Below are 22,709 nucleotides of genomic sequence, written 5' to 3'. Positions count from 1 at the left end.
TTATTGTCAGTGGGCGCTGTGCGAGTGCGCATGGCCAGGCTCGTGGCTGTGAACCTGAGGCTGCTGCGCCTGCAGGTACTGCTGCAGGGTGGCGCTGCCCAGGTGCTCGGCCTCGAACAGGCTGTCCAGGTGCTCGCGGGAGTTGACCAGGCCCTTGGCGCGCAGGATGCCGGCCTTGTCGATCAGCGCCGCGTAGGGCAGCTTGCCGATCTGGTAGGTCATGCCCACTTCCGGGCCGACCACGTAGGTGGCGCCTTCGAGCTTGTGCTCGGCGATCAGCGCCTGCTGCGCGGCGGGCTCGCCGTCGCTGACGTAGACCACGTCCAGGCGGTGCGCCTGTTCCTTGGCGATGGACTTGATCGCCGGCAGCAGCGACTTGCAGATCGGGCAGGTGGGCGAGAGGAAGAACAGCAGCTGGGCCTTCTCGCCGGCGTAGCCGAAGTTCACCGGGCGGCCGTGGCGGTCGGCGGCGGTGACCTGCGGGGCCGGTTCATTCACGGCGACGCCCTTGTCGACCATCAGCGCGCCGGCCGGGGCGATGCGCCCGTGCAGCACGCCGATCTGGCGCACCAGGCCCATGACGACGAAGGCCAGTGCCAGCAGCAGGCACCAGAGCAGGATGTTGGAAACGATCATGGCTTCCATGGTTCACCTTCCAATGAGTTTGAGCAGACGGGGGCCGTTGGCCAGCAGGCCGTCGGCGGCGACGTAGAGGAGCAGGGCGACGGCGCTGGCGGCCAGCGTCACGAAGCCGTCGAACAGGCCCAGGTCGCGGGCCTGCGGGTGCAGGCTGGCGAGCAGGGCCAGGGCGATGAGCACGGCGTTGCGCGCCAGCAGCACCGGGCGCAGCGGCTGGGCCTGGTCGGGCCCGGCGCAGCCGCAGTCGATGTCGCGGCGGCCGCGCCACAGGTTGATGCCGATGGCCGCGGCGTACAGCGCCAGCAGCGCGGCGGCGGCCAGGGCCGCCAGCGAACGGCTGGCCGGCACCAGCAGGGCGAAGGCGACGCCGCCCTCGACCAGCGGCAGCGCGCGGGCGGCGGGCTTGAGCAGGGCCTGCGGCAGCAGCCGGTAGTCCTCCAGCTGCCGGGTGAAGCGCCCCGGCGCGCGCCACTTGTGGCTGGCGGCGCTGGCCAGGATCACCGCCACCGAGACGGCGGCGGCGATCACGTAGATGGGATCGGGTTGCATGGTCATGCCTCTGTCAGTGGGTCAGGACCTGGGTGGCGGTCTTGGCGATCTTCTCCACGGTGCCGGTGTGCTTGCCGGCCTTCAGGTCGAAGATCTCCAGGCCGCCCTCGACGTTGGCGCCGTACAGCAGCGGGGCGTCGTCGCTGGTGGCGGTCATGCTCCAGACCGGGGCTGGGGCGTTGAGGGTGCCGATCTTCTTCTGCGTCTTCAGATCGTAGACCCAGATGTCGGTGCTCGGGTCTTCCCACTTCATCGGTTCGTGCTTGTCGTGCATCAGCACGTACAGGCGGTTCAGCTTCGGCGCCAGGGCCAGTTCCTGCCAGCCGCCGGGGGCCCAGCCGGCCTTGCGCTCGGCGTCGGTGACCAGCGACCAGGTCGGCAGCACCCTGGGCTGCTTGCCCGAGAAGTCGATGGTGTGGATCACGCCTTCGGTGGTGGTGAAGTAGTAGGTCTCGCCATCGTTGATGGCGCGTTCCACCAGCTTCTCCTTGTTCGGGTCGAAGAACGGGGTGCGGCTGCGCGCGGTTTCCTTGCCGTCCTCGCCGAGGGTCACCAGCTGCACGCTGCCGTCGCCGCACAGCGAGGCGAAGGCGCGCTTGCCCACCGGGTAGTTGAGCACGCAGCCGGGGATGGCGATCTCGGCGGTCACCGCCTTGGCCTGGGTGTCGACCACGGTCACCGAGGTGGACGGGGTGAAGTTGTAGACGTAGGCGAAGCGGTCGTCGCCGCTGACCGCCAGGCCGTAGCGCTGGGTCAGGGATTCGGAGCGCTTGCTGGGGATCACCACTTCCCAGGTGGGGGCCAGGGTGGAGGTGTCCCAGGCGGTCAGCACGTCGGTGCGGGTGCCGCGGGTGCCGCGCGAATAGTACAGGTCGGCGGTGTACAGGGTGCGCTGGTCGTGGCTGAGGGTCGAAGGCGCGGCGAAGCCGGTGCTGACCATGCCGAGCATCTTCTTCTGCGCCGGGTCCACCACGGTCACGCGGCCGGTCACGAAGCTGTCGAATTCCACGTCGACGACGTAGGCGCGGTGCGGATCCGGCGGGAACGGCAGGGTCGTCTGGCCGACGGTCTCCGGCGGCAGGTCGGCGAATGCGCCGCCGACGGCGGCCAGCGAGACGCCTAGCGCCAGCGTGGTACGAGCAAGGATCCTGGTTATTCGCATGGGGGGTGGCTCCCTCGATTTTATTGGATGGTCGGCCCGCGGATCGGTGTGGGCAGAAGACTGCAGCCCTAGTCTGCCCCGCGCTGCCCGGTGCTGCCTTGTTCTGCGTGCCAAGCCCTTGTGTGTCCCTGACAGGGCTTGCGCCGGCGTGCCAGGGCAAGGATCGACGCGGTTCGGGCGCCGCGCCTCACCGTTGGTCGGCGGGCGCGGCCAGTGGCAGCGAGACGCAGAACATGGCCCCGCTGGGCTCGACGTTCTGCGCCCAGATGTCGCCGCGGTGGCGCGAGACGATGTTCCTGCACAGCGCCAGGCCGATGCCGTTGCCGCTGACCTTGGAGCTGAAGAAGCCGTCGAACAGCCGCTCCCGGGCGCCGGCGTCGATGCCGCGGCCGCGGTCCTCGACGCAGAGCAGGGCGCTGCCGCCCTGGCGCCGGGTATGGATGCGCAGCACGCGGCGCTCGGCGGGTAGCTCGGCCATCTCCTCGATGGCGTTGAAGGCCAGGTTGAGGATCACCTGGCCGATCAGCACCTTCTCGCAGCTCACCGGCAGCGCCTCGGCGCAGGGCGCCAGTTCCAGGCGCACGCCGGCCGGCTGGCCCTTGAGGTCGATGAAGTAGCGGGCGTCGGCCAGCAGCTCGTTGAGGTCGACGCACTGCTCGGCCTGCTCCAGGCGCACCACGTACTCGCGCACGCTCTTGATGATCTCCGAGGCGTGCTCGATCTGCCGCACCGCGCTGTCCAGGCCCCAGGCCACGTTCGGCTCGACCTCGCCCTGCTGGCCCAGGCGGATCACCGAGCCCTCGATGAAGTTGCGCGTGGCCGCCAGCGGCTGGCTCAGCTCGTGGGCGATGGCCACGGCCATCTCGCCCATGGCGTTGTAGCGCGCCAGGTACTCCAGCTTCTGCTCGCTCTGCCGCCGGGCTTCCTCGGCGCGCACCTGTTCGCTGACGTCGCGGAACAGCAGCAGGTGGCCGCAGAGGTCGTCCTCGATCTCGATGTAGCGGCAGGTGGCGTGGTGCCAGCGCCAGTCGCCGTCGCCGCGGCGCAGGTGGTAGGCGACGCTGTAGGGCTCGCGGCTGGGCGGCGTGCGGCCCAGGTGCTGGAGCAGGCGCTGGCGGGACTTCTCGTCGCAGGCGTCGAGGAAGTTGCGCGCCAGGCTCCGGCGGTCCGCGGCGCCGAGCAGGGCCAGGGCGGAATCGCTGATGAAGCGGATGTCGCCGTCCGGGCCGAGCACCGCCACGCCTTCGGCCAGGTCCTGCATGAAGGCCTTGAGGCGGCTCTCGGTGCGCTTGAGGTCGCGCCTGACCTTCTCCTCCTTGGAGATGTCGCGGAACTGCACCATCAGCACGTCGCGCTCGGCCAGGTGGACCAGGGTGGCAGTCGCCTCGGAGAGGATGTCCACGCCCTGCTTGGAGCGGTAGCACCACTCGATGGCGCGCTGCCCGGTGCGCGCCGCGCCTTCCAGCCAGCGCAGGCCGATGGCGCGGCGGTACTTGGGCGCCGGGTTGGTCATGTCCGGGGCCTTCAGCGGCACCAGTTCCTCCAGGCTGAAGCCCAGGGCCCGCAGCGCGGCGCTGTTGGCCCAGAGGATCTCCTTGGTCTGGGCGTCGTGCAGCAGGATGCACAGCGGCATGGCCTCGATGAGGGCGTGGAAGTCGGTTTCGGCGGGCTGGAACATGGCGGCGGCTCTTCAGGGGCGCGTCCCCGGACGCGGGGCACGGCTTTTTATAGCGCGCAGCCTAGCGCGTCGGCGCTAGGAAACAACCCGGCGGGCACTAGGGGATTCCTTTAGTTCGCGGGCGGCACGCCCCAATAGAGGCCCGCTCGGCGCGCTCCCTACACTGGGCCCCATCGACGGCCGCCGGCTCCCACCGGACGGCCGGCCCACAAGAACACAGGGAGACGCCCATGCCGCGTTCAGCCGCCGCCGCCACAGATTCGCCCCTCGCCAGCCGTGCCGACCTGTTCGAGCAGGTGCTCGGCGAGGTCCGCCAGCGCCGCGACGAGTTCGATGCCCGTTCCCACGTGCCGCGCGACATGATCGAGCGCTTCATCGAGGCCGGCATCTACCGCTCCGCCACCCCGCGCTGCTTCGGCGGCGACGCCCTGCCGCCGGCCGACTTCCTGCGCCTGATCGAGCGCATCGCCGAGGCCGACGGCTCCGCCGGCTGGGTGGCCAGCTTCGGCAGCGCCAGCACCTACCTCGCCGCCTTGCCCCGCGAGACACTCGCCGAGCTATACGCCGACGGCCCGGACCTGGTGTTCGCCGGCGGCCTGTTCCCCATCCAGCCGGCCGAGCAGGTGGCGGGCGGCTGGCGCGTCAGCGGCACCTGGAAGTTCGCCAGCGGCTGCAAGGGCGCCGACGTGCTCGGCGTCGGCATCGGCCTCGGCGGCCCCGGCGGCAAGCCGCGCACTGCGCTGCTGCGGGCCCGCGACGTGGAGATCGTGGAGAACTGGGAAGTCGTCGGCCTGAAGGGCACCGGCAGCCACGACCTGCGCCTGGACAAGGTCTTCGTGCCCGACGCCTGGACCTTCATCCGCGGCGGCCAGAGCAGCATCGACGAGCCGCTGTACCGCTACCCGACCATCGCCTACGCCGCCCAGGTGCTGGCAGTGGTCAACCTGGGCCTGGCCCGCGCCGCCCTCGACGAGATCGCCCGCATGGCCTCCGGCAGCGGCGTGACCGGCGCGCCGAAGCTGGCCGACCGCGCCTACGTGCGCATCGAGCTGGGCAAGGCCGAGGCGCAGCTGCACGCCGCGCGGGGCTTCTTCTACGACGCCACCGGGCAGGTGTGGGAGTCCATCCTCGCCGGCAACCCGGTGACCCCGGAGCAGGTCAGCCTGCTGCGCCTGTCCGCCGTGCACGTCTCCCGCGCCGGCGCCGAGGTGGTGCAGCGCGCCTACGCCCTGGCCGGCACCACCGCCATCTACCTGCGCCACCCGCTGCAGCGCTACCTGCGCGACGCCATGGTAGTGACCCAGCACGCTTTCCTCAGCGACGGCATGTACGACGGCGCAGGCTCCGTGCTGCTCGATGTGCCGCCGTTCCCCGGCTACCTCTGATCGACCACAAGGACAAGAAACCATGACCCGACCCACCGCCGAACCCATGCGCGTGCTGTTCTGCATCGGCATCACGCAGAACTTCTTCGACCTGCCCACCGGCGAAGGCATCAGCGTCTGGAAGGGCTTCAGCCAGATGCTGGGCGAACTGGGCGCGCTGCCGGGGATGAACGTCCTCGGCGTGCTCGACGACGACCGCCTGATGGTCGGCGCCTCCAGCACCGCGCCCTGGACCGTGTACATCATGGCCGACGTCGACTGCCACCAGACCGTGGTCGACGCCTGCAACCTGTTCCGCACCGTGCAGGTCGGCCAGTACAGCCTGTGGAAGTACGCCCGGATCGAGGCCCGCGTCGGCCGCCCGCTGACCATTCCCGAAGCGGCGCGGAGCTGAGCCATGGGCCAGGCCCTGGAGCTGTTGCAAGCGCGCCTGGAACGCCTCGAAGGCGAAGCCGCGGTGCGTCGCCTGATGGCCCGCTACATGGACCTCTGCGACGTGCCGCGCGGCAGCCTGGCGTTGCAGCATGAGCTGGCCGAGCTGTTCAGCGAGGACGCCGTCTGGGAAGGCCTGGGCGCGCGCGCCGAGCAGAGCTTCGGCCGCCATGAGGGTCGCGCGGCGGTGGCGGCGTTCGTCGCCGGCTACCTGCCGCCGGCCGAGCACTTCGCACTCAACCTGCACTTCCTCGGCAGTGAGTCGATCGAGGTCGGGGAGGGCGGCGAGACCGCGCGCGGCCAGTGGCTGATGCAGCAGCTGTCGACCTACGTCGACGGCCGCAGCGAGCTGTTCGGCACCCGCCTGCAGCTGGACTTCCGCCGCCTCGGCGACACCTGGCAGATCACCCATTTCCGCACCCGGCGGCTGCTGGCCATGCCGCTGGGCGCGCTCGCGGAGGGCGAGGCATGAGCATCTTCGTCAGCGAATTCCAACTGGGCAGCGCCGGCAAGCGCGTCGCCATCAAGGACACCATCGACATCGCCGGCCATCCGACGCGTTGCGGCAGCCGCGCATTGGCCGACAGCGCGCCCGCGCAGCGCCACGCCGAAGTGGTGCAGCGGGTGCTGGACGCCGGCTGGCGCATCGTCGGCAAGACCAACCTGCACGAGCTGGCCTTCGGCGTCACCGGGATCAACGACTGGAGCGGCACGCCGCTCAACCCGCAGGCGCCGGACCGCGTGCCCGGCGGCTCGTCCAGCGGCTCGGCCGCCGCCGTCGGCGCGGGGCTGGCGGACATCGCACTGGGTACCGACACCGGCGGCTCGGTGCGGGTGCCGGCGGCCTGCTGCGGCGTGGCCGGGCTCAAGCCCAGCTTCGGCCGCGTCAGCCGCGCCGGCGTGCACCCGGAGCACAGCAGCCTGGATTGCGTGGGCCCCTTCGCCGCGAACATGGCCGAGCTGGTCGCCGCCATGCAGGTGATCTGCCCCGGCTTCGGCGCCGTGAACCCGCCGGGCGCCAACGCCCGCGTGGCCTTCCTCGAAGTGCCGGCCGACCCACACATCCAGGCCTGCCTGGGCGCCGCCGCCGACCGCGCCGGCTGGCGCCGGGCGAGCCTGTACCTGGGCGAGTTCGAGGCGGCCTTCGAGGCAGGCCTTATGGTCATCAACCACGAGAACTGGGCCGCTCTCGGCCAGCTCACCGGCAAGGGCCTGCTGGGCGCCGACGTCGAGCAGCGCCTGCTCGCCGCCGGGCGCACCAGCGCCGCGCAACTGGCCGAGGCCGAAGGCGTGCGTACGAGTTTCACGCGCGCCATCGACGCCGCCCTGGACGACTACGAAGTGCTGCTGCTGCCGACCCTGGCCAGCCTGCCGCCGCTGCTGTCCGAGGCGCGCAGCGGCAGGAGCGTGGCCGCGCTGACCGCCCTGGTCCGCCCGTTCAACCTCAGCGGCCACCCGGCGCTGAGCGTGCCGGTGGAGCTGGAGCACGGCGGGCTCAAGGTCGGCTTGCAGGTCATCGGCCGCAAGGGCGACGACGAACGCGTCTGCGCCTTCGGCGCGCAGCTGGAACAGGCATTGGCCGCCGAGCGGCCGACGAACAAGAAAATCGCATGAGGAGACACCCATGAGCGCCCCCGAACACCGGCTGATCGCCAAGACGGGCAGCCCCGAGCAACTGGTCCAGAGCGACCGCGTCGACGTTTCGCTGTACCACGACCCGGCGCTGTTCGAGGCCGAGCTGGAAAAGATCTTCTACCGCACCTGGGTGTGGGTCGCCCACGTCAGCGAAGTGCGCAACCCCGGCGACTTCAAGACCACCATGATCGGCCGCCGGCCGGTGATCGTGGTGCGCGACAAGAAGGGCGCGATCAACGTCCTGGAGAACCGCTGCCGCCACCGCGGCGCCACGGTCTGCGAGAAGCACAAGGGCAACGCCACCGGCTTCACCTGCCCGTACCACAGCTGGTCCTACGGCCTGGACGGCAAGCTGCGCGCGCTGCCGTACCCGGACGGCTACGAGGACATCCTCGACAAGGCCGAGCTGCCGCTGACCAGCCTGCGGGTGGAAAGCTACGCCGGCATGATCTTCGCCAGCTACGACGCCGACATCGAGCCGCTGGAAGACTTCCTCGGCGGGGCGAAGCACTGGATGGACCTGTTCATGAAGCAGGGCGCGGGCTTCCCGATCAAGGTCCAGGGCGAACACAAGTTCACCTTCAGGGGCAACTGGAAGATCCAGCTGGAGAACACCACCGACGGCTACCACTTCCCCATCGTGCACAAGTCGTGGATGTCCTCGGTGGACGACGAGACCAGCGAGATGCTCTCGTTCATGACCGACCCGCAGGCGGTGACCCACGCCCTGGGCAACGGCCACAGCGTGATGGTGATGGTGCCCGAGCACGTCGACCTCGACCACGACGACGGCACCGAGCAGCTGCAGGAACGCTTCGCCCACGTCACCGAGGAGCTGTCCAGGACCATGGAGCCTGCACAGGTGCGCCGCATCGTCCGCTCGCTGCACGGCGCCGGCTTCAACCTCAACCTGTTCCCCAACGTGGCCATGTCCATGTCGTTCTTCCGCGTGCTGCGCCCGGTGTCGGTCACCGAGACGGAAATCCGTCACGTCGCCCTGGGCATGGACGGCGGCCCGGAGATCGCCAACCGCGAACGCCTGCGCATCCACGAGCACTTCCAGGGCCCGTTCGGCTTCGGCAGCCCGGACGACGCGGAAGCCTGGGACCGCGTGCAGCGCGGCTCCTACGCCGGCCCCGAGGCGCCGATCCTGGTCAACCGCGGGCTGAACCGCGAGGTGTTGGCCGAGAACGGCGACAAGGTTTCCCACGCCACCGACGAAGGCGGCATGCGCGAGGCCTACCAAATGTGGAAGAGGATGATGAGCCAATGAGCAACGACACCCTGAACGGCTTCTCCGGCCCGCTGGCCAAGGCCATCGAATTCATCTGGCGCGAGGCCGAGCTGCTCGACCGCAAGGACTACGCGCAGTGGAGCGCGCTGTGGAGCGAGGAGGGCATCTACGTGGTGCCCATCGACGCCGAGGGCGACGACTTCGCCGCCAGCCTCAACTACGCCTTCGACGACGCGCGCATGCGCGCCCTGCGCATCGAGCGCCTGAGCGCCGGCTTCTCGCCCTCGGCGGTGGATGCGGCCAGGACGGTGCGCACGGTGTCGCGCTTCCGCCTGGTGGAAGCGGCCGGCGACCTCGTCGAAGTGCATTCGGCGCAGATCCTCTACGCCTACAAGCGCGGCGTGCACACCCCCTTCGTCGCCGACCTGGAGCACCGCATCCGCTTCGCCGCCGAAGGCCCGCGCCTGGAGCGTAAGGTGGTGCGCCTGATCAACGCCCAGGACGCCCTGGGCGCCATCGGCTTCCTGCTCTGAGGACCCCGCCATGACCCGTACCGCACTCGTCACCGGGGCCTCCCGCGGCCTCGGCGAATGCATCGCCCGGCGCCTGCACGGCGCCGGCTACCGCGTGGCCCTGGCCGACGTGCGCCTGGGCGACGCCCAGCGCCTGGCCGATGAGCTCGACCCCAGTGGCGCAAGCGCCCTGGCGGTGGAGCTGGACGTGCGCGAGAAAGCCGACTTCGAACGCGCCCGCGACCTGCTGCAGGCCAAGTGGGGCGGCTGCGACATCCTGGTGAACAACGCCGGGGTGTCCAGGGTCGCCGCGCTGATGGAGATCACCCCGGAGGAGTTCGACGCCTCCCTGGCGGTGAACCTGCGCGGCACCTTCGTCGCCTGCCAGGTGTTCGGCGCGCACTTCGCCGGCCGCGGCTTCGGCCGCATCGTCAACATCGCCTCGCTGGCCGGGCAGAACGGCGGCACCGCCACCGGTGGGCACTACGCCGCGGCCAAGGGCGGGGTGGCGACTCTGACCAAGGTCTTCGCCCGCGAACTGGCGCCGGCCGGCGTCACCGTCAACAGCATCTCCCCCGGCCCGCTGGACCTGCCGGTGGTGCGCGAGACGGTGGCCCCGGAGCGCCTGGAACAGATCCTCAAGACCATCCCGGTGGGCCGCCTGGGCGACCCGGACTACGTGGCCGACAGCGTGCTGCTGCTGGTAGCCGACAACGCCGCCTCGGTGACCGGCGCCTGCTGGGACATCAACGGCGGCCTGTTCATGCGTTGAGAAAGACGGCGGATAACGCGGAGCGTTATTCGCCCTACGCAGGAGTTCCAACACGCACCGTACAACCTCCTCTCCCTTCAGGGAGAGGGCTGGGGAGAGGGAGCCGAGGTACGAGTGAGCACCTCGGCCTACCCCACACCCCGAATCCACGCCTTGCAGGTAACAACAATGATGAAGGTAAGAATCGAAAGGATCGTCGACGAAGCCCTGGACATCCGTTCCTTCCGCCTCGTGCGCGCCGACGGCCAGCCGTTCGACGCCTACGAGCCGGGCGCCCACGTCGACGTCACCGGCCCCACCGGGGTGACCCGCCAGTATTCCCTGTGCAGCCCGCCGGAAGACCGCGCCGCCTACCTGGTGGCGGTGAAGAAGGAAGCCGCCTCCCGCGGCGGCTCCGCGGCATTGCACGAGCAGGTGGAAGAGGGCATGGAGCTGGAGATGGGCGCCCCGCGCAACCTGTTCCGCCTGGCCGCCGAAGCCCGCGAGCACGTGATGTTCGCCGCCGGCATCGGCGTGACGCCGCTGCTGAGCATGGCCTACAAGCTCAACGCCAGGGGCGAACCCTACGTGCTGCACTATTTCGCCCGCTCGCCGGAGCATGCGGCGTTCGTCGAACTGCTGTCCGGCCCTGTGTTCGCCGGCAAGGTGGAATTCCACTACGGCGTGGAGCCGGCCGACCTCGAAGCCGAACTGGCCGCCTGCCTGGCACGCGCGCCGGCGGCGGCCCACGTCTATACCTGCGGCCCGGCGCCGTTCATGAACAAGGTGGTGGAGGTCGCCAGGCACAGCCGCGGCGAAGACGCCATCCACCTGGAGCACTTTCAGGCCGACCCGGCCGCCAACGCGGCCCCGGCCGGCAGCTTCGAGGTGGAGCTGGCCAGCAGCGGCGTGGTCCTGCAGGTGCCGGCCGACGCCAGCCTGGTGGACGTGCTCCAGGCCCACGGCTGCGACATCGACACCGAATGCCGCGAAGGCATCTGCGGCACCTGCATCGTGGAAGTGCTGGAAGGCGAGCCGGAGCATCGGGACAACTGCCTGTCGAGCAAGGAGAAGGCCTCGAACAGGCAGATTTGCGCCTGCGTCTCGCGGGCCAGGTCGGCGCGGTTGGTGCTGGACCTCTGAACCAGACGGCGGATAACGCTTCGCGTTATTCGCCCTACGCCGAGCCCGGCCGTTGCGTAGGGCGTATGACCGTTCGCGGTTATACGCCGATACACCCAGGCGCCACGTCACTTCGTGGCCAACCCCGAAGCGCTCTTTGGCCAAGGCCAAGCGGCGGATAACGCTTCGCGTTATTCGCCCTACGCCGAGCCCGGCCGTTGCGTAGGGCGTATAACCGTTCGCGGTTATACGCCGATACACCCAGGCGTCACGCCACTTCGTGGCCAACCCCGAAGCGCTCTTTGGCCAAGGCCAAGCGGCGGATAACGCTTCGCGTTATTCGCCCTACGCCGAGCCCGGCCGTTGCGTAGGGCGTATAACCGTTCGCGGTTATACGCCGATACACCAGGCGCCACGCCACCTCGTGGCCAACCCCGAAGCGCCCCTACGGCACCCCCAGGTCCAACACCTCCCGCACCAGCAGCGCAATGCTGGAAACCCCCATCTTCTCCTTGATCTTGGTGCGGTGCACATCCACCGTCTTCACGCTGATGTTCAGCTCGCGGGCGATCACCTTGCTGGCCTTGCCGTCGATCACCATGCCCAGCACCTCGCGCTCGCGCCCGGTCAGCAGGTCCAGGCGCTGCTGCAGCTGACGCTTCTGCTCGGCGCCGGCGTGCACCTGCACCGCGGCCTTGAGCGCGGCCTGGATGCGTTCGAGCATCTGCTGCGGGTTGTAGGGTTTCTCGACGAAGTCCAGGGCGCCGTTCTTCATGGCCTGCACCGACATGGGGATGTCGCCGTGGGCCGAGACGAAGATGATCGGCAAGGCCGCGCCGCGCTCGTTGAGCATGCTCTGCAGCTGGAAGCCGCTGGTCTCCGGCATGCGCACGTCGAGCACGAGGCAGGCGGGGGTGGTGGCGTCGTAGTGGGCGAGGAATTCCTCGGCGCCGGCGAAGCACTGCGCCTGGATGCTGACCGACTCCAGGAGCCAGGCCAGCGAGGTGCGCAGGTCCTTGTCGTCGTCGACGATGTACACAACGGGTTTGCGGGTATCCATCAGGGCACTGCCACGGTTCTTCTTATTAGGTCTGGCTCGCAGTCTTCGCTGCGGCACGCACGGGCGGGCGCGCGGGCGCCCAGGGGCCAGCATACCCAGGCGGGGCGGCGCTGGCGATAAAGAAACCCCCTAGTCGACTAAAGGCCAGCCACCGCCGCCATGGGATTCGCCTGGATACCGCGCCTGGCCGCGCGGCCGTAGATTGGCAAGCATCGACAACCGGCCACAAGGGCGTGCCATGAACAACCTGAGCCAGACCCAGATCGACTTCCGCAACGCCATGGCGCGGCTGCCCGCCGCGGTGAACATCATCACCAGCGACGGCCCCGGCGGGCGCTGCGGCATCACCGCCAGCGCGGTCTGCTCGGTCACCGACTCGCCGCCCACGCTGCTGGTGTGCATCAACCGCGGCAGCGCCAGCCACGAGCCCTTCCGCGCCAACGGCCACCTGTGCGTCAACGTGCTGCGCGGCGAACAGGAAGAGCTGGCCCGGCACTTCGCCGGCATGACCCGGGTGCCCATGGAGGAACGCTTCGCCTCGGCCCTCTGGGAGGACGGCGTGGCCGGCGTGCCGGTGCTGCGCGACGCCCTGGTCACCCTGGAAGGGCGCATCAGCGAGTGCAAGGAAGTCGGCTCGCACTCGGTATTGTTCGTCGAGCTGGAGCGCGCCGCGGTGCGCGAGCAGGGCGACAGCCTGGTGTACTTCAACCGCCTGTTCCACCGCCTGGACGGCGTCTCGGCGGCGGCCTGAGGGCCGGGGCGGGGCGCCTCCATCACTGCGCGGCATGAGTACTATCGACGCCGACGCGTGGTCATGCGCCGGGCATGCCGTTAGAGTCCGGCTCAAAGCCACGCCCGCACGGCAGCCGTGCGGGCCCAGACTGGAGCCTCCATGAAGTCCCTGTCCGAAACTGCCTTCTCCATGCTCGACCTGGTCCCCATCCGCGACCAGGGCACCGTCGCCGAGGCGCTGAACAACGCCGTCGAGGTGGCCCGCCACGTCGAGCGCCTCGGCTTCACCCGCTACTGGCTGGCCGAGCACCACAACATGGACGGCATCGCCAGCTCGGCCACCGCCGTGCTGATCGGCCACATCGCCGGCAAGACCGCGCGCATCCGCGTCGGCTCCGGCGGGGTGATGCTGCCCAACCACCCGCCGCTGGTGATCGCCGAGCAGTTCGGCACCCTCGCCAGCCTCTACCCGGGGCGCATCGACCTGGGCCTGGGCCGCGCCCCCGGCGCCGACCAGGCGACCCTGCGCGCCCTGCGCCGCGACCGCCTGCTGGGCGACGGCGAGGACTTCCCGGAACAGGTCGCCGAGCTGGAAATGCTCCTCGGCCCGCGCCGCCCGCAGCAGAACCTGCTGGCCATCCCCGGCGAGGGCACGCGGGTGCCGATCTGGCTGCTCGGCTCCAGCCTGTTCAGCGCCCGCCTGGCGGCGGAAAAGGGCCTGCCCTACGCCTTCGCCTCGCACTTCGCGCCGCGCTACCTGCACGACGCCCTGCGCATCTACCGGCAGAACTTCAGGCCCTCGGCCATCCTCGAGCAGCCCTACGCCATGATCGGCGTGCCGCTGATCGCCGCGCCCACCGACGAGGAAGCCGAGTACCTGGCCACCACCGCCTTCCAGCGAGTGCTGGCGCTGATCCGCGGCGAAAGCCTGAAGCAGAAGCCGCCGGTGGAGCGCATGGCCGGCCTGTGGCTGCCCCACGAGCAGGAAGCGGTGGGCAACTTCTTCGGCCTGGCGGTGATCGGCGGCCCGGAGAAGGTGCGCAGCCGCCTGGAGATACTGCTGGAGCAGACCGGCGCCGACGAGATCATCTTCACCAGCGATATCTACGACCACGCCCTGCGCCTGCGTTCGCTGGAGATCGTCGCCGGGCTGCGTTGAGCCCCCCGGCACCGCGGGTGGGCGTGGTGTAGGGCGTATAACGCTCCGCGTTATACGCCGCTTGACCGTGGGCCCGGGCGGCTCCGGGGGTGACCTTGGCGTTGGGTTGGGGCTCCGGTGAAACGGCGTATAACCGCACGGTGTGACCTGGCGTGTCTCGCTGTCCAATCCGCTCATCCACATAGGTCCCTTTCGACATTGCCGCGGCAACCGGCCGGCGCGAACATCCCGGTACTCCCTACAAGAACAAGCCAGGAGTTCCGCGATGCGCCCTTATGCTGCCGCCGTTGCCGAGTTCGATTACGCGGCCACCGCCCGAGACACCCTTGCCGGTAGCCTCGATGCCCTCAACGCCTGTGTCGAATGCTGCGACCGCCACGCCCGGGCCGGTGGCGTCGCCCTGTACTGGGAGGGCCGCAACGGCGAACGCGCCGAGTACAGCTTCGCCCAGTTGCAGGCACTGTCCGCGCGGTTCGCCAACCTGCTGCACGACCTGGGCGTGCGCCCCGGCGACCGGGTTTCCGGCATGCTGCCGCGCACCCCCGAGCTGCTGGTCACCATCCTCGGCACCTGGCGCCTGGGCGCGGTCTACCAGCCGCTGTTCACCGCCTTCGGGCCCAAGGCCATCGAGCACCGCCTGGGCATCGCCGGCAGCCGCGTGCTGGTCACCGACGCCGGCAACCGCGCCAAGGTGGACGAGGTGCCCAACGCCCCGCAGGTGATCACCCTCAGCGGCGGCCAGGCGGTCCCGGCCGGCGACCTGGACTTCTGGGGCGCCCTGGAAGGCCGCGCCGAGCAGTTCGAGCCGGTCATGCGCAGCGGCGAAGATCCGTTCATGCTGATGTTCACCTCCGGCACCACCGGCCTGGCCAAGCCCCTGGCGGTGCCGCTCAAGGCCATCCTGGCGTTCACCGGCTACCTGCGCGACGCCGTCGACCTGCGCCCCGAGGACCGCTTCTGGAACCTGGCCGACCCGGGCTGGGCCTACGGCCTCTACTACGCCGTCACCGGCCCGCTGGCCCTGGGCCACGCCACCACCTTCTACGAGGGCGCCTTCAGCGTCGAAAGCACCTGCCGGATCATCCGCCAGTTCGGCATCACCAACCTGGCCGGCTCGCCCACCGCCTACCGCATGCTCAAGGCCTCCGGCGAGGAAGTGGCGCGCGAGATCAAGGGCTGCCTGCGCGCCGTGAGCAGCGCCGGCGAGGCGCTGACCCCGGAGGTGATCCGCTGGTTCGCCGAGGGCCTCGGGGTGACCATCCACGACCACTACGGGCAGACCGAACTGGGCATGGTCCTGGCCAACCATCACGCGCTGCAGCACCCGGTGCACCTGGGGGCGGCCGGCTACGCCATCCCCGGCCACCGGGTGGTGGTGCTGGGCGACAACGGCGAGGAACTGCCCGCCGGCCAGCCCGGCATCCTGGCCATGGACCGCACGCGCTCGCCGCTGATGTGGTTCGCCGGCTACCAGGGCATGGAGACCAAGGCCTTCGTCGGCGACTACTATCTCAGTGGCGACACCGTGGAGCTGAACGCCGACGGCAGCATCAGCTTCGTCGGCCGCTCGGACGACCTCATCACCACCTCCGGCTACCGCGTCGGCCCCTTCGACGTGGAGAGCGCGCTGATCGAGCACCCGGCGGTGATGGAAGCGGCGGTGATCGGCAAGCCCGACCCCGAGCGCACCGAGGTGGTCAAGGCCTACGTGGTGCTGGGCCCGCACCACCAGCCCAGCCCAGAACTGGCCGAGGAACTGCAGCAGTACGTGCGCAAGCGCCTTTCGGCCCACAGCTACCCGCGGGAGGTGGAGTTCATCGCCGAACTGCCGAAGACCCCCAGCGGCAAGATCCAGCGCTTCCTCCTGCGCAACCAGGAGATCGCCCGGCAACGCGAGGCGGCCGAACGCGCGGCCGCGCAGAACTGATTCGGAGAGATTCCATGCACATCCAGGACAAGGTATTCCTCATCACCGGCGGCGGCTCCGGGCTCGGCGCGGCCACCGCGAAGACCCTGGTGGAGTCCGGCGGCCGCGTGCTGCTGGCCGACGTCAACGCCGACGCCGCGGCCGCGCGCGTCGAGGAACTGGGCTCGGCCAACGCGCGCTTCATCCGCACCGACGTCACCCGCGAGGCCGACGGCCGCGCCGCCGTGGAGGCCGCCCTGGCCAACTTCGGCGCGCTGCACGGGTTGGCCAACTGCGCCGGCATCGCGCCCGCCGAGAAGGTCCTCGGGCGCAACGGCCCGCATGGCCTGGACAGCTTCGCCCGTGCCGTCAACATCAACCTGGTCGGCAGCTTCAACATGCTGCGCCTGGCCGCCGAGGCCATGGCCCGCAATGAACCTGATGCTGGCGGCGAGCGCGGCGTCATCATCAACACCGCCTCGGTGGCGGCCTTCGACGGACAGATCGGCCAGGCCGCCTACGCGGCGTCCAAGGCCGGGGTGGTCGGCATGACTCTGCCTGTGGCCCGCGAACTGGCGCGCCACGGCATCCGCGTGATGACCATCGCCCCCGGCATCTTCGAGACGCCGATGATGGCCGGCATGCCCCAGGAAGTCCGCGATTCCCTCGGCGCCAGCGTGCCGTTCCCGCCGCGCCTGGGCCGCCCCGACGAGTTCGCCGCGCTGGTGCGGCATATCGTCGAGAACAGCATGCTCAACGGCGAAGTGATCCGCCTCGACGGCGCCATCCGCATGGCCGCCAAGTGACAGGAGTACAGAAATGAACGATCCCATCGTCATCGTCAGCGCCGTCCGCACCCCCATGGGCGGCTTCCTCGGCGACTTCAAGGACACCAGCGCCGCCACCCTCGGCGCCGCCGCCGTGCGCGCCGCCATCGAGCGCGCGAAGCTGGGCGCCGACCAGGTCGACGAGGCCATCCTCGGCTGCGTGCTCTCCGCCGGCCAGGGCCAGGCCCCGGCGCGCCAGGCGGTGCTGGGCGCCGGCCTCGATCGCGGCACGCCGTGCACCACCATCAATAAAATGTGCGGCTCGGGCATGAAGGCCGTGATGCAGGGCCATGACGCGTTGCTGGCCGGCAGCGCCAGCGTGGTGCTGGCCGGCGGCATGGAAAGCATGTCCAACGCCCCCTACCTGCTGGAGCGTGCCCGCGGCGGCTACCGCATGGGCCACGGCAAGGTGCTCGACCACATGTTCCTCGACGGCCTCGAGGACGCCTACGACAAGGGCCGGCTGATGGGCACCTTCGCCGAGGACTGCGCGCAGAGCTACGGCTTCACCCGCGAGCAGCAGGACGAGTACGCCATCGCCTCGCTGACCCGCGCCCAGCAGGCCATGCGCGACGGGCGCTTCGCCGCCGAGATCGTCCCGCTGACGGTCAAGGCCGGCAAGGAAACCCGCGAGGTCAGCCAGGACGAACAGCCGCCGAAGGCCCGCCCGGACAAGATCCCGACGCTGAAGCCGGCGTTCCGCGAGGGCGGCACCGTCACCGCGGCCAACTCCAGCTCCATCTCCGACGGCGCCGCGGCACTGGTGCTGATGCGCCTGTCCGAGGCCGAGAAGCGTGGCCTGGCCCCGTTGGCGGCGATCCGCGGGCACTCGTCCTACGCTGCCGCGCCGAACCTGTTCCCCACCGCGCCGGTGGGCGCCATCCAGCGCCTGCTGCAGCGCAGCGGCTGGGGCCTGGGCGAGGTGGACCTGTTCGAGGTCAACGAAGCCTTCGCCGTGGTGGCCATGGCCGCCATGCGCGAGCTGGACATCCCCCACGCCAAGCTCAACGTCCACGGCGGCGCCTGCGCCCTGGGCCACCCCATCGGCGCCTCGGCGGCGCGCATCCTGGTGACGCTGCTCTCGGCGCTGCAGCAGTACGACCTGAAGCGCGGCATCGCCTCGGTGTGCATCGGCGGCGGCGAAGCCACCGCCATCGCGGTCGAGCGCCTGTAAGGAGCCCAGCATGATTCCCAGCGAAGAAGAACTGCAGATCCGCGACGTCGCCCGCCAGTTCGCCCAGGAGCGGCTGAAACCCTTCGCCGCCGAGTGGGACCGCGAGCACCGCTTCCCCGCCGAGGCGCTGAAGGAAATGGCCGACCTCGGCTTCCTCGGCATGCTGGTGGCGGAAGAGTGGGGCGGCGCCCAGACCGGGCACCTGGCCTACGCCATGGCCCTGGAGGAGATCGCCGCCGGCGACGGCGCCTGCTCCACCATCATGAGCGTGCACAACTCGGTGGGCTGCATGCCCATCGCCAAGTTCGGCAGCGAGGAGCAGAAGCGCCAGTTCCTGGTGCCCCTGGCCCGTGGCGAGATGATCGGCGCCTTCGCCCTCACCGAGCCCCAGGCCGGCTCCGACGCCAGCTTCCTGAAGACCCGCGCGCGCCGCGACGGCGACCACTACGTGCTGAACGGCAGCAAGCAGTTCATCACCTCCGGCAGCCACGCCGGGCTGGTGATCGTCTTCGCGGTGACCGACGCGGCGGCGGGCAAGAAGGGCATCAGCGCCTTCATCGTGCCCACCGACACCCCCGGCTACCGCGTGGTGCGGGTGGAGGACAAGCTCGGCCAGCACGCCTCGGACACCTGCCAGATCGCCTTCGACGACCTGCGCATCCCGGCCGCCTACCGGCTGGGCGAGGAAGGGCAGGGCTACGGCATCGCCCTGGCCAACCTGGAGGGCGGGCGCATCGGCATCGCCAGCCAGGCGGTGGGCATGGCCCGCGCCGCCTTCGAGTGCGCCCGCGACTACGCCCACGAGCGGCAGACCTTCGGCAAGCCGATCATCGAGCACCAGGCGGTGGCCTTCCGCTTGAGCGACATGGCCACCGAGATAGCCGTGGCGCGGCAGATGGTCCACCACGCCGCCAGCCTGCGCGAAGCCGGCCTGCCGTGCCTGACCGAGGCCTCCATGGCCAAGCTGTTCGCCTCGGAAATGGCCGAGCGGGTGTGCTCGGCGGCGATCCAGACGCTGGGGGGGTATGGCTATCTGCAGGACTTCCCGGTGGAGCGCATCTACCGCGACGTGCGCGTGTGCCAGATCTATGAGGGCACCAGTGATGTGCAGCGGTTGGTGATCGCTCGGAGCCTGTAAAGCGCTCTTGTAGGAGCGAGCTTGCTCGCGAATGGTGGTAGCCCCGAAGAGCGCCCTCTCCCTAACCCTCGGCTGCGCGCCCCGCCCTGAAGGGAGAGGGGACCGTTGGGCAGGGTCGGATGTCATGGCGTTAGCCGGCAACCGCGGTGATATCAGGCTGAAACCATCACTTCTCTCGGCACGGACTAGCCCCCTCTCCCTTCAGGGAGAGGGCTGGGGAGAGGGGACGGAGCCAAGCCCAGACACCTGCGTTGCCGACGAACTCCATTCGCGAGCAAGCTCGCTCCTACGAACCCACGGACCCACAAACCCTACCCATCCCCCCGAAACCGCCCCCGATACTCCGTCGGCGTCACCCCCAGCTTCTGCACGAACACCAGCCGCATCCGCGCCGCGCTGCCGAAGCCGCAGCGCCAGGCCACCACCTTCAGCGGCAGCCCGCTGCCCTCCAGCAGCCCCCGCGCCGCGTCCAGCCGGGCGCGCTGGACGAACTCCGCCGGGGTGATGCCGGCCTCGCGGACGAACACCCGGGCGAAGGTGCGCTCGCTCATGGTCGCCACCGCCGCCAGCTCCGCTACCGACAGCGCGTCCGTGAGGTGGGCCTGCACGTGCCGCTGCACGCGGGCGATGGGCGAGTCGTCGGCGGCCGGCGCCTGCAGGTAGGGGCTGAACTGCGACTGCCCGCCCTGGCGCTGGGCCACCACCAGCAGGCGCTTGGCCACGCTCAGCGCCACCGCCGGGCCATGGTCCTCGGCCACCAGCGCCAGGGCCAGGTCGATGCCCGCGGTGACGCCGGCGGAAGTCACCAGCGCGCCGTCGCGCACGTGGATGCTGTCGGGCTCCACCCGTGCCCGGGGGAACAGCCGGGCAAGGTGCGCCGCATCGCTCCAGTGGGTGGTGGCGCGCTTGTCATCCAGCAGGCCGGCATGGCCGAGCAGGAAGGCGCCGGTGCAGATCGAGCCGTAGCGCGGCGTCTCGGCGCAGGCCCGGCGCAGCCAGGCGAGGAGGGCGGTGGACGGTTCTTCCGCGGGCAATCGCGGGCCGCCGGGCACCAGCAGGATGTCGAAGCCGCCGACGGCGCTGTCCAGCTCGTGCTGTGCGCCCAGCAGTTGGCCGTTGGAGGCGGGGATGGGAAAGGCATGCTCGGCCAGCGTCAGCACCTGGTAGCCGCTGCCCGGCGCCACGTAGGCATTGGTTTCGGCGAAGACGTCCAGCGGGCCGGCGACGTCCAGCGCCTGCACGCCGGGGAACAGCAGCATGGCCACGCGTTTCATGGGGCACTCCTGGCGACGAACGGACTTGCCATTGTGGCCGCGTGGCGGAGTGGCTGCAAAGCGCCAAAACGAGCGAATCCTGCCGTTGGCGCCGCGCTTTATGCCCTCGGATGGTCCGATGCGCGGCCAGCGCGACTTGGCAAGCCTCTATTGTTACGCGTTGCGCACTAATCCCTTGTCGGATTGCCTCTGTGTCCGGAACGGCCGTTCAACTAAATTTGTATACACGGCTAGGCCAAATGGCCAGTACGCCGGAAACCGGAGAATCCCACCATGAAACGCACCCTGTTCAGCCTGTTCGCCATCCCCCTGATGGGCGCCGCCCTGGCCGCCAACGCCGCCGACGCCGCGCCCGTGGTCTACCAGTACGGCATGAAGCTCGACGTGGCCAAGGTGATCAGCATCGAGCAAGCCAACGACCGTTGCGAAGTCGCCCCGGCGAAGATGACCTACGCCGACTCCAAGGGCCAGGTCCACGTGCTCGAGTACCTGCGCCAGACCGAGATGTGCAGCGACATCTGACGATGCCAGCGCAACGGGCGGTGTCCCTGCGCCGCCCGCGCCGCGCGCCCCTGCTCAATCCGCTTTGCCTTCCCCGCACCCTTCCTGCTGCAACCTCGGCCAGTCGGCTATCTGCAAGAGCACGTCGCTCAGCGCCTGGGCGGCGCTGGAAAGCTTGTGCTCGGCCAGGCTGAACAGGCCCACGCGCCTTTCCACCGTGGGCTCGTAGAGGTCCACGCAGCGCGCCCCCAGTTCCTCCATCTGCTGCACGCACAGGCGCGGCACCGCGCTCACCCCCAGGCCCTGGGCGACCATGCGCCCCACCGTGACCAGCTGGTGGCTCTCGAAGGCCACCGCCAGCCTGCCGTGGCTGGCCGCCACGCTGTCTTCCAGCAGCAGGCGCACCGCCGAGGGCCGCTGCAGGGTGATGAAGGGCTGCTGCAGCAACTGCGCCCAGGTCAGCCGGCGTAGCCCGGCCAGCGGCGAGCCGGCCGGCAGCACGGCGACGAAGCGGTCGCTGTAGAAGGCCTGGAAGCTCAGGCCGTCGAGGCTGTCCGGCTCGAAGGCGATGCCCAGCTCGACGCGGCGGTTGCGCACCATCTCCAGCACCTGTTCGTTGATCACGTCGTGCACCGCCACGTTGACCTTCGGGTAGTGCTGGCGGAAGGCCATGAGCGCCCCCGGCAGCAGGTTGCCGGCGAAGGAGGGCATGGCGGCGATGGAGACCTTGCCCAGCTGCAGGGTGAAGTGCTGGCGCAGCAGTTCCTCGGCATTGTCCCAGTCGGCCAGCAGGCGCCGGGCGATGGGCAGCAGGGTCTCGCCCTCGGGGGTGAGGGCGACGCTGCGGGTGGTGCGCACCAGCAACTGCCCGCCGAGGGATTCCTCCAGGTTCTTGATCGCCAGGCTCAGCGCAGGTTGCGACAGGTGCAGGCGCTCGCCGGCCTGGGCGAAGCTCAGGCTCTGGGCCACGGCGAGGAAGGCGCGCAGTTGCTTGACGGTCATTGATAAGCAAAGCCGAATAATCGATTGGAAAAACAAACTTAACAAATCAGTTCCCAGCGGTGAAGCTGCAGACGCTCTCCGACCGGCCGGTCGGAAACCCTAACTACAAGAGAGGCAGCAGCGACATGGCAGGACTCGACAAGCGGGTTGGCAGTTACGCGGAGGCCCTGGCCGGGCTCACCGACGGCATGACGGTACTGGCGGGCGGCTTCGGCCTGTGCGGCATTCCCGAGAACCTCATCGCGCAGATCCGCCGCCTGGGCGTGAAGGGCCTGACGGTGGTGTCGAACAACTGCGGCGTCGACGGCTTCGGCCTCGGCGTGCTGCTGGAAGACCGGCAGATCCGCAAGATGATCGCCTCCTACGTGGGCGAGAACGAACTCTTCGAGCGCCAGCTGCTGTCCGGCGAGCTGGAGGTGGAACTCACCCCGCAAGGCACCCTGGCCGAGAAACTGCGCGCCGGCGGCGCCGGCATCCCGGCCTTCTTCACCGCCACCGGCTACGGCACCCCGGTCGCCGAGGGCAAGGAAGTCCGCGAGTTCAACGGCCGGCCGCACATCCTGGAACAGGCCATCACCGGCGACTTCGCCATCGTCAAGGGCTGGAAGGCCGACCACTACGGCAACGTCATCTACCGCCACACCGCGCAGAACTTCAACCCGGTGGTGGCCACCGCGGGGCGCATCACCGTGGTCGAGGTGGAGGAGATCGTCGAACCGGGCGAACTGGACCCGAGCCAGATCCACACCCCCGGCATCTACGTCGACCGCATCATCCAGGGAACCTTCGAGAAGCGCATCGAGAAGCGCACCGTGCGTTCCTGAGCCCACCGGACAA

At 69.8% G+C, this 22,709-nt stretch carries 23 protein-coding genes; 16 read left to right on the top strand and 7 right to left on the bottom strand.

The window, feature by feature from the left end:
• Positions 1–6: 6 nt before the first annotated feature.
• The 4 genes from mauD to CHC02_RS23045 all read right to left on the bottom strand — a co-directional run bounded on the left by mauD (position 7) and on the right by CHC02_RS23045 (position 4,028).
• Complete coding sequence (mauD, locus tag CHC02_RS23060; protein ID WP_089393740.1) at positions 7–645, bottom strand: methylamine dehydrogenase accessory protein MauD; 639 nt, start codon at positions 643–645, stop codon at positions 7–9.
• 3 nt (positions 646–648) lie between these two features.
• On the bottom strand, positions 649–1,188 hold the full coding sequence (locus CHC02_RS23055) for a MauE/DoxX family redox-associated membrane protein (RefSeq protein ID WP_089393751.1): 540 nt from the start codon (positions 1,186–1,188) through the stop codon (positions 649–651).
• Between the two features lie 13 nt (positions 1,189–1,201).
• Positions 1,202–2,350: an amine dehydrogenase large subunit gene (locus tag CHC02_RS23050; RefSeq protein WP_089393739.1), complete on the bottom strand. Its 1,149-nt coding sequence runs from the start codon at positions 2,348–2,350 to the stop codon at positions 1,202–1,204.
• A 187-nt stretch (positions 2,351–2,537) separates the two neighbouring features.
• Positions 2,538–4,028 carry an ATP-binding protein gene (locus tag CHC02_RS23045; protein ID WP_089393738.1) on the bottom strand — a complete coding sequence of 497 codons (1,491 nt, stop codon included), beginning with the start codon at positions 4,026–4,028 and terminating at the stop codon, positions 2,538–2,540.
• Positions 4,029–4,258: 230 nt separating this feature from the next.
• On the opposite strand from CHC02_RS23045, the gene CHC02_RS23040 reads away from it, so the two are divergent.
• The 8 genes from CHC02_RS23040 (at position 4,259) to CHC02_RS23005 (ending at position 11,120) form a co-directional block, all read left to right on the top strand.
• Positions 4,259–5,413 carry an acyl-CoA dehydrogenase family protein gene (locus CHC02_RS23040; RefSeq protein WP_089393737.1) on the top strand — a complete coding sequence of 385 codons (1,155 nt, stop codon included), beginning with the start codon at positions 4,259–4,261 and terminating at the stop codon, positions 5,411–5,413.
• 22 nt (positions 5,414–5,435) lie between these two features.
• Entirely contained in the window at positions 5,436–5,807 is a 372-nt protein-coding gene (locus CHC02_RS23035) for a hypothetical protein (protein ID WP_089393736.1), read from the top strand.
• A gap of 3 nt (positions 5,808–5,810) precedes the next feature.
• Entirely contained in the window at positions 5,811–6,317 is a 507-nt protein-coding gene (locus CHC02_RS23030; protein WP_089393735.1) for a nuclear transport factor 2 family protein, read from the top strand.
• Positions 6,314–7,459 carry an amidase gene (locus tag CHC02_RS23025; RefSeq protein WP_089393734.1) on the top strand — a complete coding sequence of 382 codons (1,146 nt, stop codon included), beginning with the start codon at positions 6,314–6,316 and terminating at the stop codon, positions 7,457–7,459. Before CHC02_RS23030 ends, CHC02_RS23025 begins: the two co-directional genes overlap by 4 nt.
• Before the next feature lie 10 nt (positions 7,460–7,469).
• The gene (locus tag CHC02_RS23020) at positions 7,470–8,753 is read left to right on the top strand and encodes an aromatic ring-hydroxylating oxygenase subunit alpha (RefSeq protein WP_089393733.1); all 1,284 of its coding nucleotides are present in this window, start codon (positions 7,470–7,472) and stop codon (positions 8,751–8,753) included.
• Positions 8,750–9,247: an aromatic-ring-hydroxylating dioxygenase subunit beta gene (locus CHC02_RS23015; RefSeq protein ID WP_089393732.1), complete on the top strand. Its 498-nt coding sequence runs from the start codon at positions 8,750–8,752 to the stop codon at positions 9,245–9,247. Before CHC02_RS23020 ends, CHC02_RS23015 begins: the two co-directional genes overlap by 4 nt.
• Positions 9,248–9,257: 10 nt before the next feature.
• Positions 9,258–9,998, top strand: a complete 741-nt coding sequence (locus CHC02_RS23010; protein WP_089393731.1) for an SDR family NAD(P)-dependent oxidoreductase — start codon at positions 9,258–9,260, stop codon at positions 9,996–9,998.
• 168 nt (positions 9,999–10,166) lie between these two features.
• Positions 10,167–11,120 (top strand): PDR/VanB family oxidoreductase, encoded by a 954-nt coding sequence (locus CHC02_RS23005; RefSeq protein WP_089393730.1) that lies wholly within the window; start codon positions 10,167–10,169, stop codon positions 11,118–11,120.
• Between the two features lie 424 nt (positions 11,121–11,544).
• Here the strand turns inward: CHC02_RS23005 and CHC02_RS23000 are convergent, their stop codons facing one another.
• Positions 11,545–12,159: a response regulator transcription factor gene (locus CHC02_RS23000; protein ID WP_089393729.1), complete on the bottom strand. Its 615-nt coding sequence runs from the start codon at positions 12,157–12,159 to the stop codon at positions 11,545–11,547.
• A gap of 238 nt (positions 12,160–12,397) precedes the next feature.
• Here CHC02_RS23000 and hpaC point away from each other — a divergent pair, with 238 nt between their 5' ends.
• From hpaC to CHC02_RS22970, 6 genes are all read left to right on the top strand, one after another.
• Positions 12,398–12,910, top strand: coding sequence for a 4-hydroxyphenylacetate 3-monooxygenase, reductase component (gene hpaC, locus CHC02_RS22995; protein ID WP_089393728.1), 513 nt, complete (start codon positions 12,398–12,400; stop codon positions 12,908–12,910).
• Positions 12,911–13,051: 141 nt separating this feature from the next.
• Positions 13,052–14,050 (top strand): LLM class flavin-dependent oxidoreductase, encoded by a 999-nt coding sequence (locus CHC02_RS22990; protein ID WP_089393727.1) that lies wholly within the window; start codon positions 13,052–13,054, stop codon positions 14,048–14,050.
• Between the two features lie 265 nt (positions 14,051–14,315).
• Positions 14,316–15,977: an acyl-CoA synthetase gene (locus CHC02_RS22985; RefSeq protein ID WP_089393726.1), complete on the top strand. Its 1,662-nt coding sequence runs from the start codon at positions 14,316–14,318 to the stop codon at positions 15,975–15,977.
• 14 nt (positions 15,978–15,991) lie between these two features.
• A complete protein-coding gene (locus tag CHC02_RS22980) occupies positions 15,992–16,762 on the top strand; it encodes a 3-hydroxyacyl-CoA dehydrogenase (protein WP_089393725.1) in 771 nt (256 codons plus the stop codon).
• Between the two features lie 13 nt (positions 16,763–16,775).
• The gene (locus CHC02_RS22975) at positions 16,776–17,957 is read left to right on the top strand and encodes an acetyl-CoA C-acyltransferase (protein WP_089393724.1); all 1,182 of its coding nucleotides are present in this window, start codon (positions 16,776–16,778) and stop codon (positions 17,955–17,957) included.
• Between the two features lie 10 nt (positions 17,958–17,967).
• Entirely contained in the window at positions 17,968–19,095 is a 1,128-nt protein-coding gene (locus CHC02_RS22970; protein ID WP_089393723.1) for an acyl-CoA dehydrogenase family protein, read from the top strand.
• Positions 19,096–19,406: 311 nt separating this feature from the next.
• Here the strand turns inward: CHC02_RS22970 and CHC02_RS22965 are convergent, their stop codons facing one another.
• A complete protein-coding gene (locus CHC02_RS22965; protein WP_089393722.1) occupies positions 19,407–20,369 on the bottom strand; it encodes a GlxA family transcriptional regulator in 963 nt (320 codons plus the stop codon).
• Positions 20,370–20,642: 273 nt separating this feature from the next.
• On the opposite strand from CHC02_RS22965, the gene CHC02_RS22960 reads away from it, so the two are divergent.
• Positions 20,643–20,891: a DUF2790 domain-containing protein gene (locus CHC02_RS22960; RefSeq protein WP_089393721.1), complete on the top strand. Its 249-nt coding sequence runs from the start codon at positions 20,643–20,645 to the stop codon at positions 20,889–20,891.
• Positions 20,892–20,945: 54 nt separating this feature from the next.
• On the opposite strand, the gene CHC02_RS22955 is transcribed toward CHC02_RS22960, so the two are convergent.
• Entirely contained in the window at positions 20,946–21,872 is a 927-nt protein-coding gene (locus CHC02_RS22955) for a LysR family transcriptional regulator (protein ID WP_089393720.1), read from the bottom strand.
• A 125-nt stretch (positions 21,873–21,997) separates the two neighbouring features.
• Here CHC02_RS22955 and CHC02_RS22950 point away from each other — a divergent pair, with 125 nt between their 5' ends.
• A complete protein-coding gene (locus CHC02_RS22950; protein ID WP_089393719.1) occupies positions 21,998–22,696 on the top strand; it encodes a CoA transferase subunit A in 699 nt (232 codons plus the stop codon).
• Positions 22,697–22,709: the final 13 nt, after the last annotated feature.

Origin of the sequence: Pseudomonas delhiensis, assembly GCF_900187975.1 — a bacterium.
GTDB classification, from domain to species: Bacteria; Pseudomonadota; Gammaproteobacteria; order Pseudomonadales; family Pseudomonadaceae; genus Pseudomonas; species Pseudomonas delhiensis.
The sequence above is the reverse complement of the archived record's forward strand: the minus strand, read 5'-3'. Positions and strand labels throughout refer to the sequence as shown.

Coding starts and splice junctions, on each gene's coding strand:
- CHC02_RS23005 (WP_089393730.1), top strand. CDS start 10,167: ATGATGAAGGTAAGAATCGAAAGGATCGTCGACGAAGCCCTGGACATC.
- CHC02_RS23010 (WP_089393731.1), top strand. CDS start 9,258: ATGACCCGTACCGCACTCGTCACCGGGGCCTCCCGCGGCCTCGGCGAA.
- CHC02_RS22985 (WP_089393726.1), top strand. CDS start 14,316: ATGCGCCCTTATGCTGCCGCCGTTGCCGAGTTCGATTACGCGGCCACC.
- CHC02_RS23020 (WP_089393733.1), top strand. CDS start 7,470: ATGAGCGCCCCCGAACACCGGCTGATCGCCAAGACGGGCAGCCCCGAG.
- hpaC (WP_089393728.1), top strand. CDS start 12,398: ATGAACAACCTGAGCCAGACCCAGATCGACTTCCGCAACGCCATGGCG.
- CHC02_RS22990 (WP_089393727.1), top strand. CDS start 13,052: ATGAAGTCCCTGTCCGAAACTGCCTTCTCCATGCTCGACCTGGTCCCC.
- CHC02_RS22965 (WP_089393722.1), bottom strand. CDS start 20,369: ATGAAACGCGTGGCCATGCTGCTGTTCCCCGGCGTGCAGGCGCTGGAC.
- CHC02_RS23045 (WP_089393738.1), bottom strand. CDS start 4,028: ATGTTCCAGCCCGCCGAAACCGACTTCCACGCCCTCATCGAGGCCATG.
- CHC02_RS23030 (WP_089393735.1), top strand. CDS start 5,811: ATGGGCCAGGCCCTGGAGCTGTTGCAAGCGCGCCTGGAACGCCTCGAA.
- CHC02_RS22975 (WP_089393724.1), top strand. CDS start 16,776: ATGAACGATCCCATCGTCATCGTCAGCGCCGTCCGCACCCCCATGGGC.
- mauD (WP_089393740.1), bottom strand. CDS start 645: ATGGAAGCCATGATCGTTTCCAACATCCTGCTCTGGTGCCTGCTGCTG.
- CHC02_RS23000 (WP_089393729.1), bottom strand. CDS start 12,159: ATGGATACCCGCAAACCCGTTGTGTACATCGTCGACGACGACAAGGAC.
- CHC02_RS23015 (WP_089393732.1), top strand. CDS start 8,750: ATGAGCAACGACACCCTGAACGGCTTCTCCGGCCCGCTGGCCAAGGCC.
- CHC02_RS23040 (WP_089393737.1), top strand. CDS start 4,259: ATGCCGCGTTCAGCCGCCGCCGCCACAGATTCGCCCCTCGCCAGCCGT.
- CHC02_RS22970 (WP_089393723.1), top strand. CDS start 17,968: ATGATTCCCAGCGAAGAAGAACTGCAGATCCGCGACGTCGCCCGCCAG.
- CHC02_RS22980 (WP_089393725.1), top strand. CDS start 15,992: ATGCACATCCAGGACAAGGTATTCCTCATCACCGGCGGCGGCTCCGGG.
- CHC02_RS23035 (WP_089393736.1), top strand. CDS start 5,436: ATGACCCGACCCACCGCCGAACCCATGCGCGTGCTGTTCTGCATCGGC.
- CHC02_RS22950 (WP_089393719.1), top strand. CDS start 21,998: ATGGCAGGACTCGACAAGCGGGTTGGCAGTTACGCGGAGGCCCTGGCC.
- CHC02_RS23055 (WP_089393751.1), bottom strand. CDS start 1,188: ATGCAACCCGATCCCATCTACGTGATCGCCGCCGCCGTCTCGGTGGCG.
- CHC02_RS23025 (WP_089393734.1), top strand. CDS start 6,314: ATGAGCATCTTCGTCAGCGAATTCCAACTGGGCAGCGCCGGCAAGCGC.
- CHC02_RS22955 (WP_089393720.1), bottom strand. CDS start 21,872: ATGACCGTCAAGCAACTGCGCGCCTTCCTCGCCGTGGCCCAGAGCCTG.
- CHC02_RS23050 (WP_089393739.1), bottom strand. CDS start 2,350: ATGCGAATAACCAGGATCCTTGCTCGTACCACGCTGGCGCTAGGCGTC.
- CHC02_RS22960 (WP_089393721.1), top strand. CDS start 20,643: ATGAAACGCACCCTGTTCAGCCTGTTCGCCATCCCCCTGATGGGCGCC.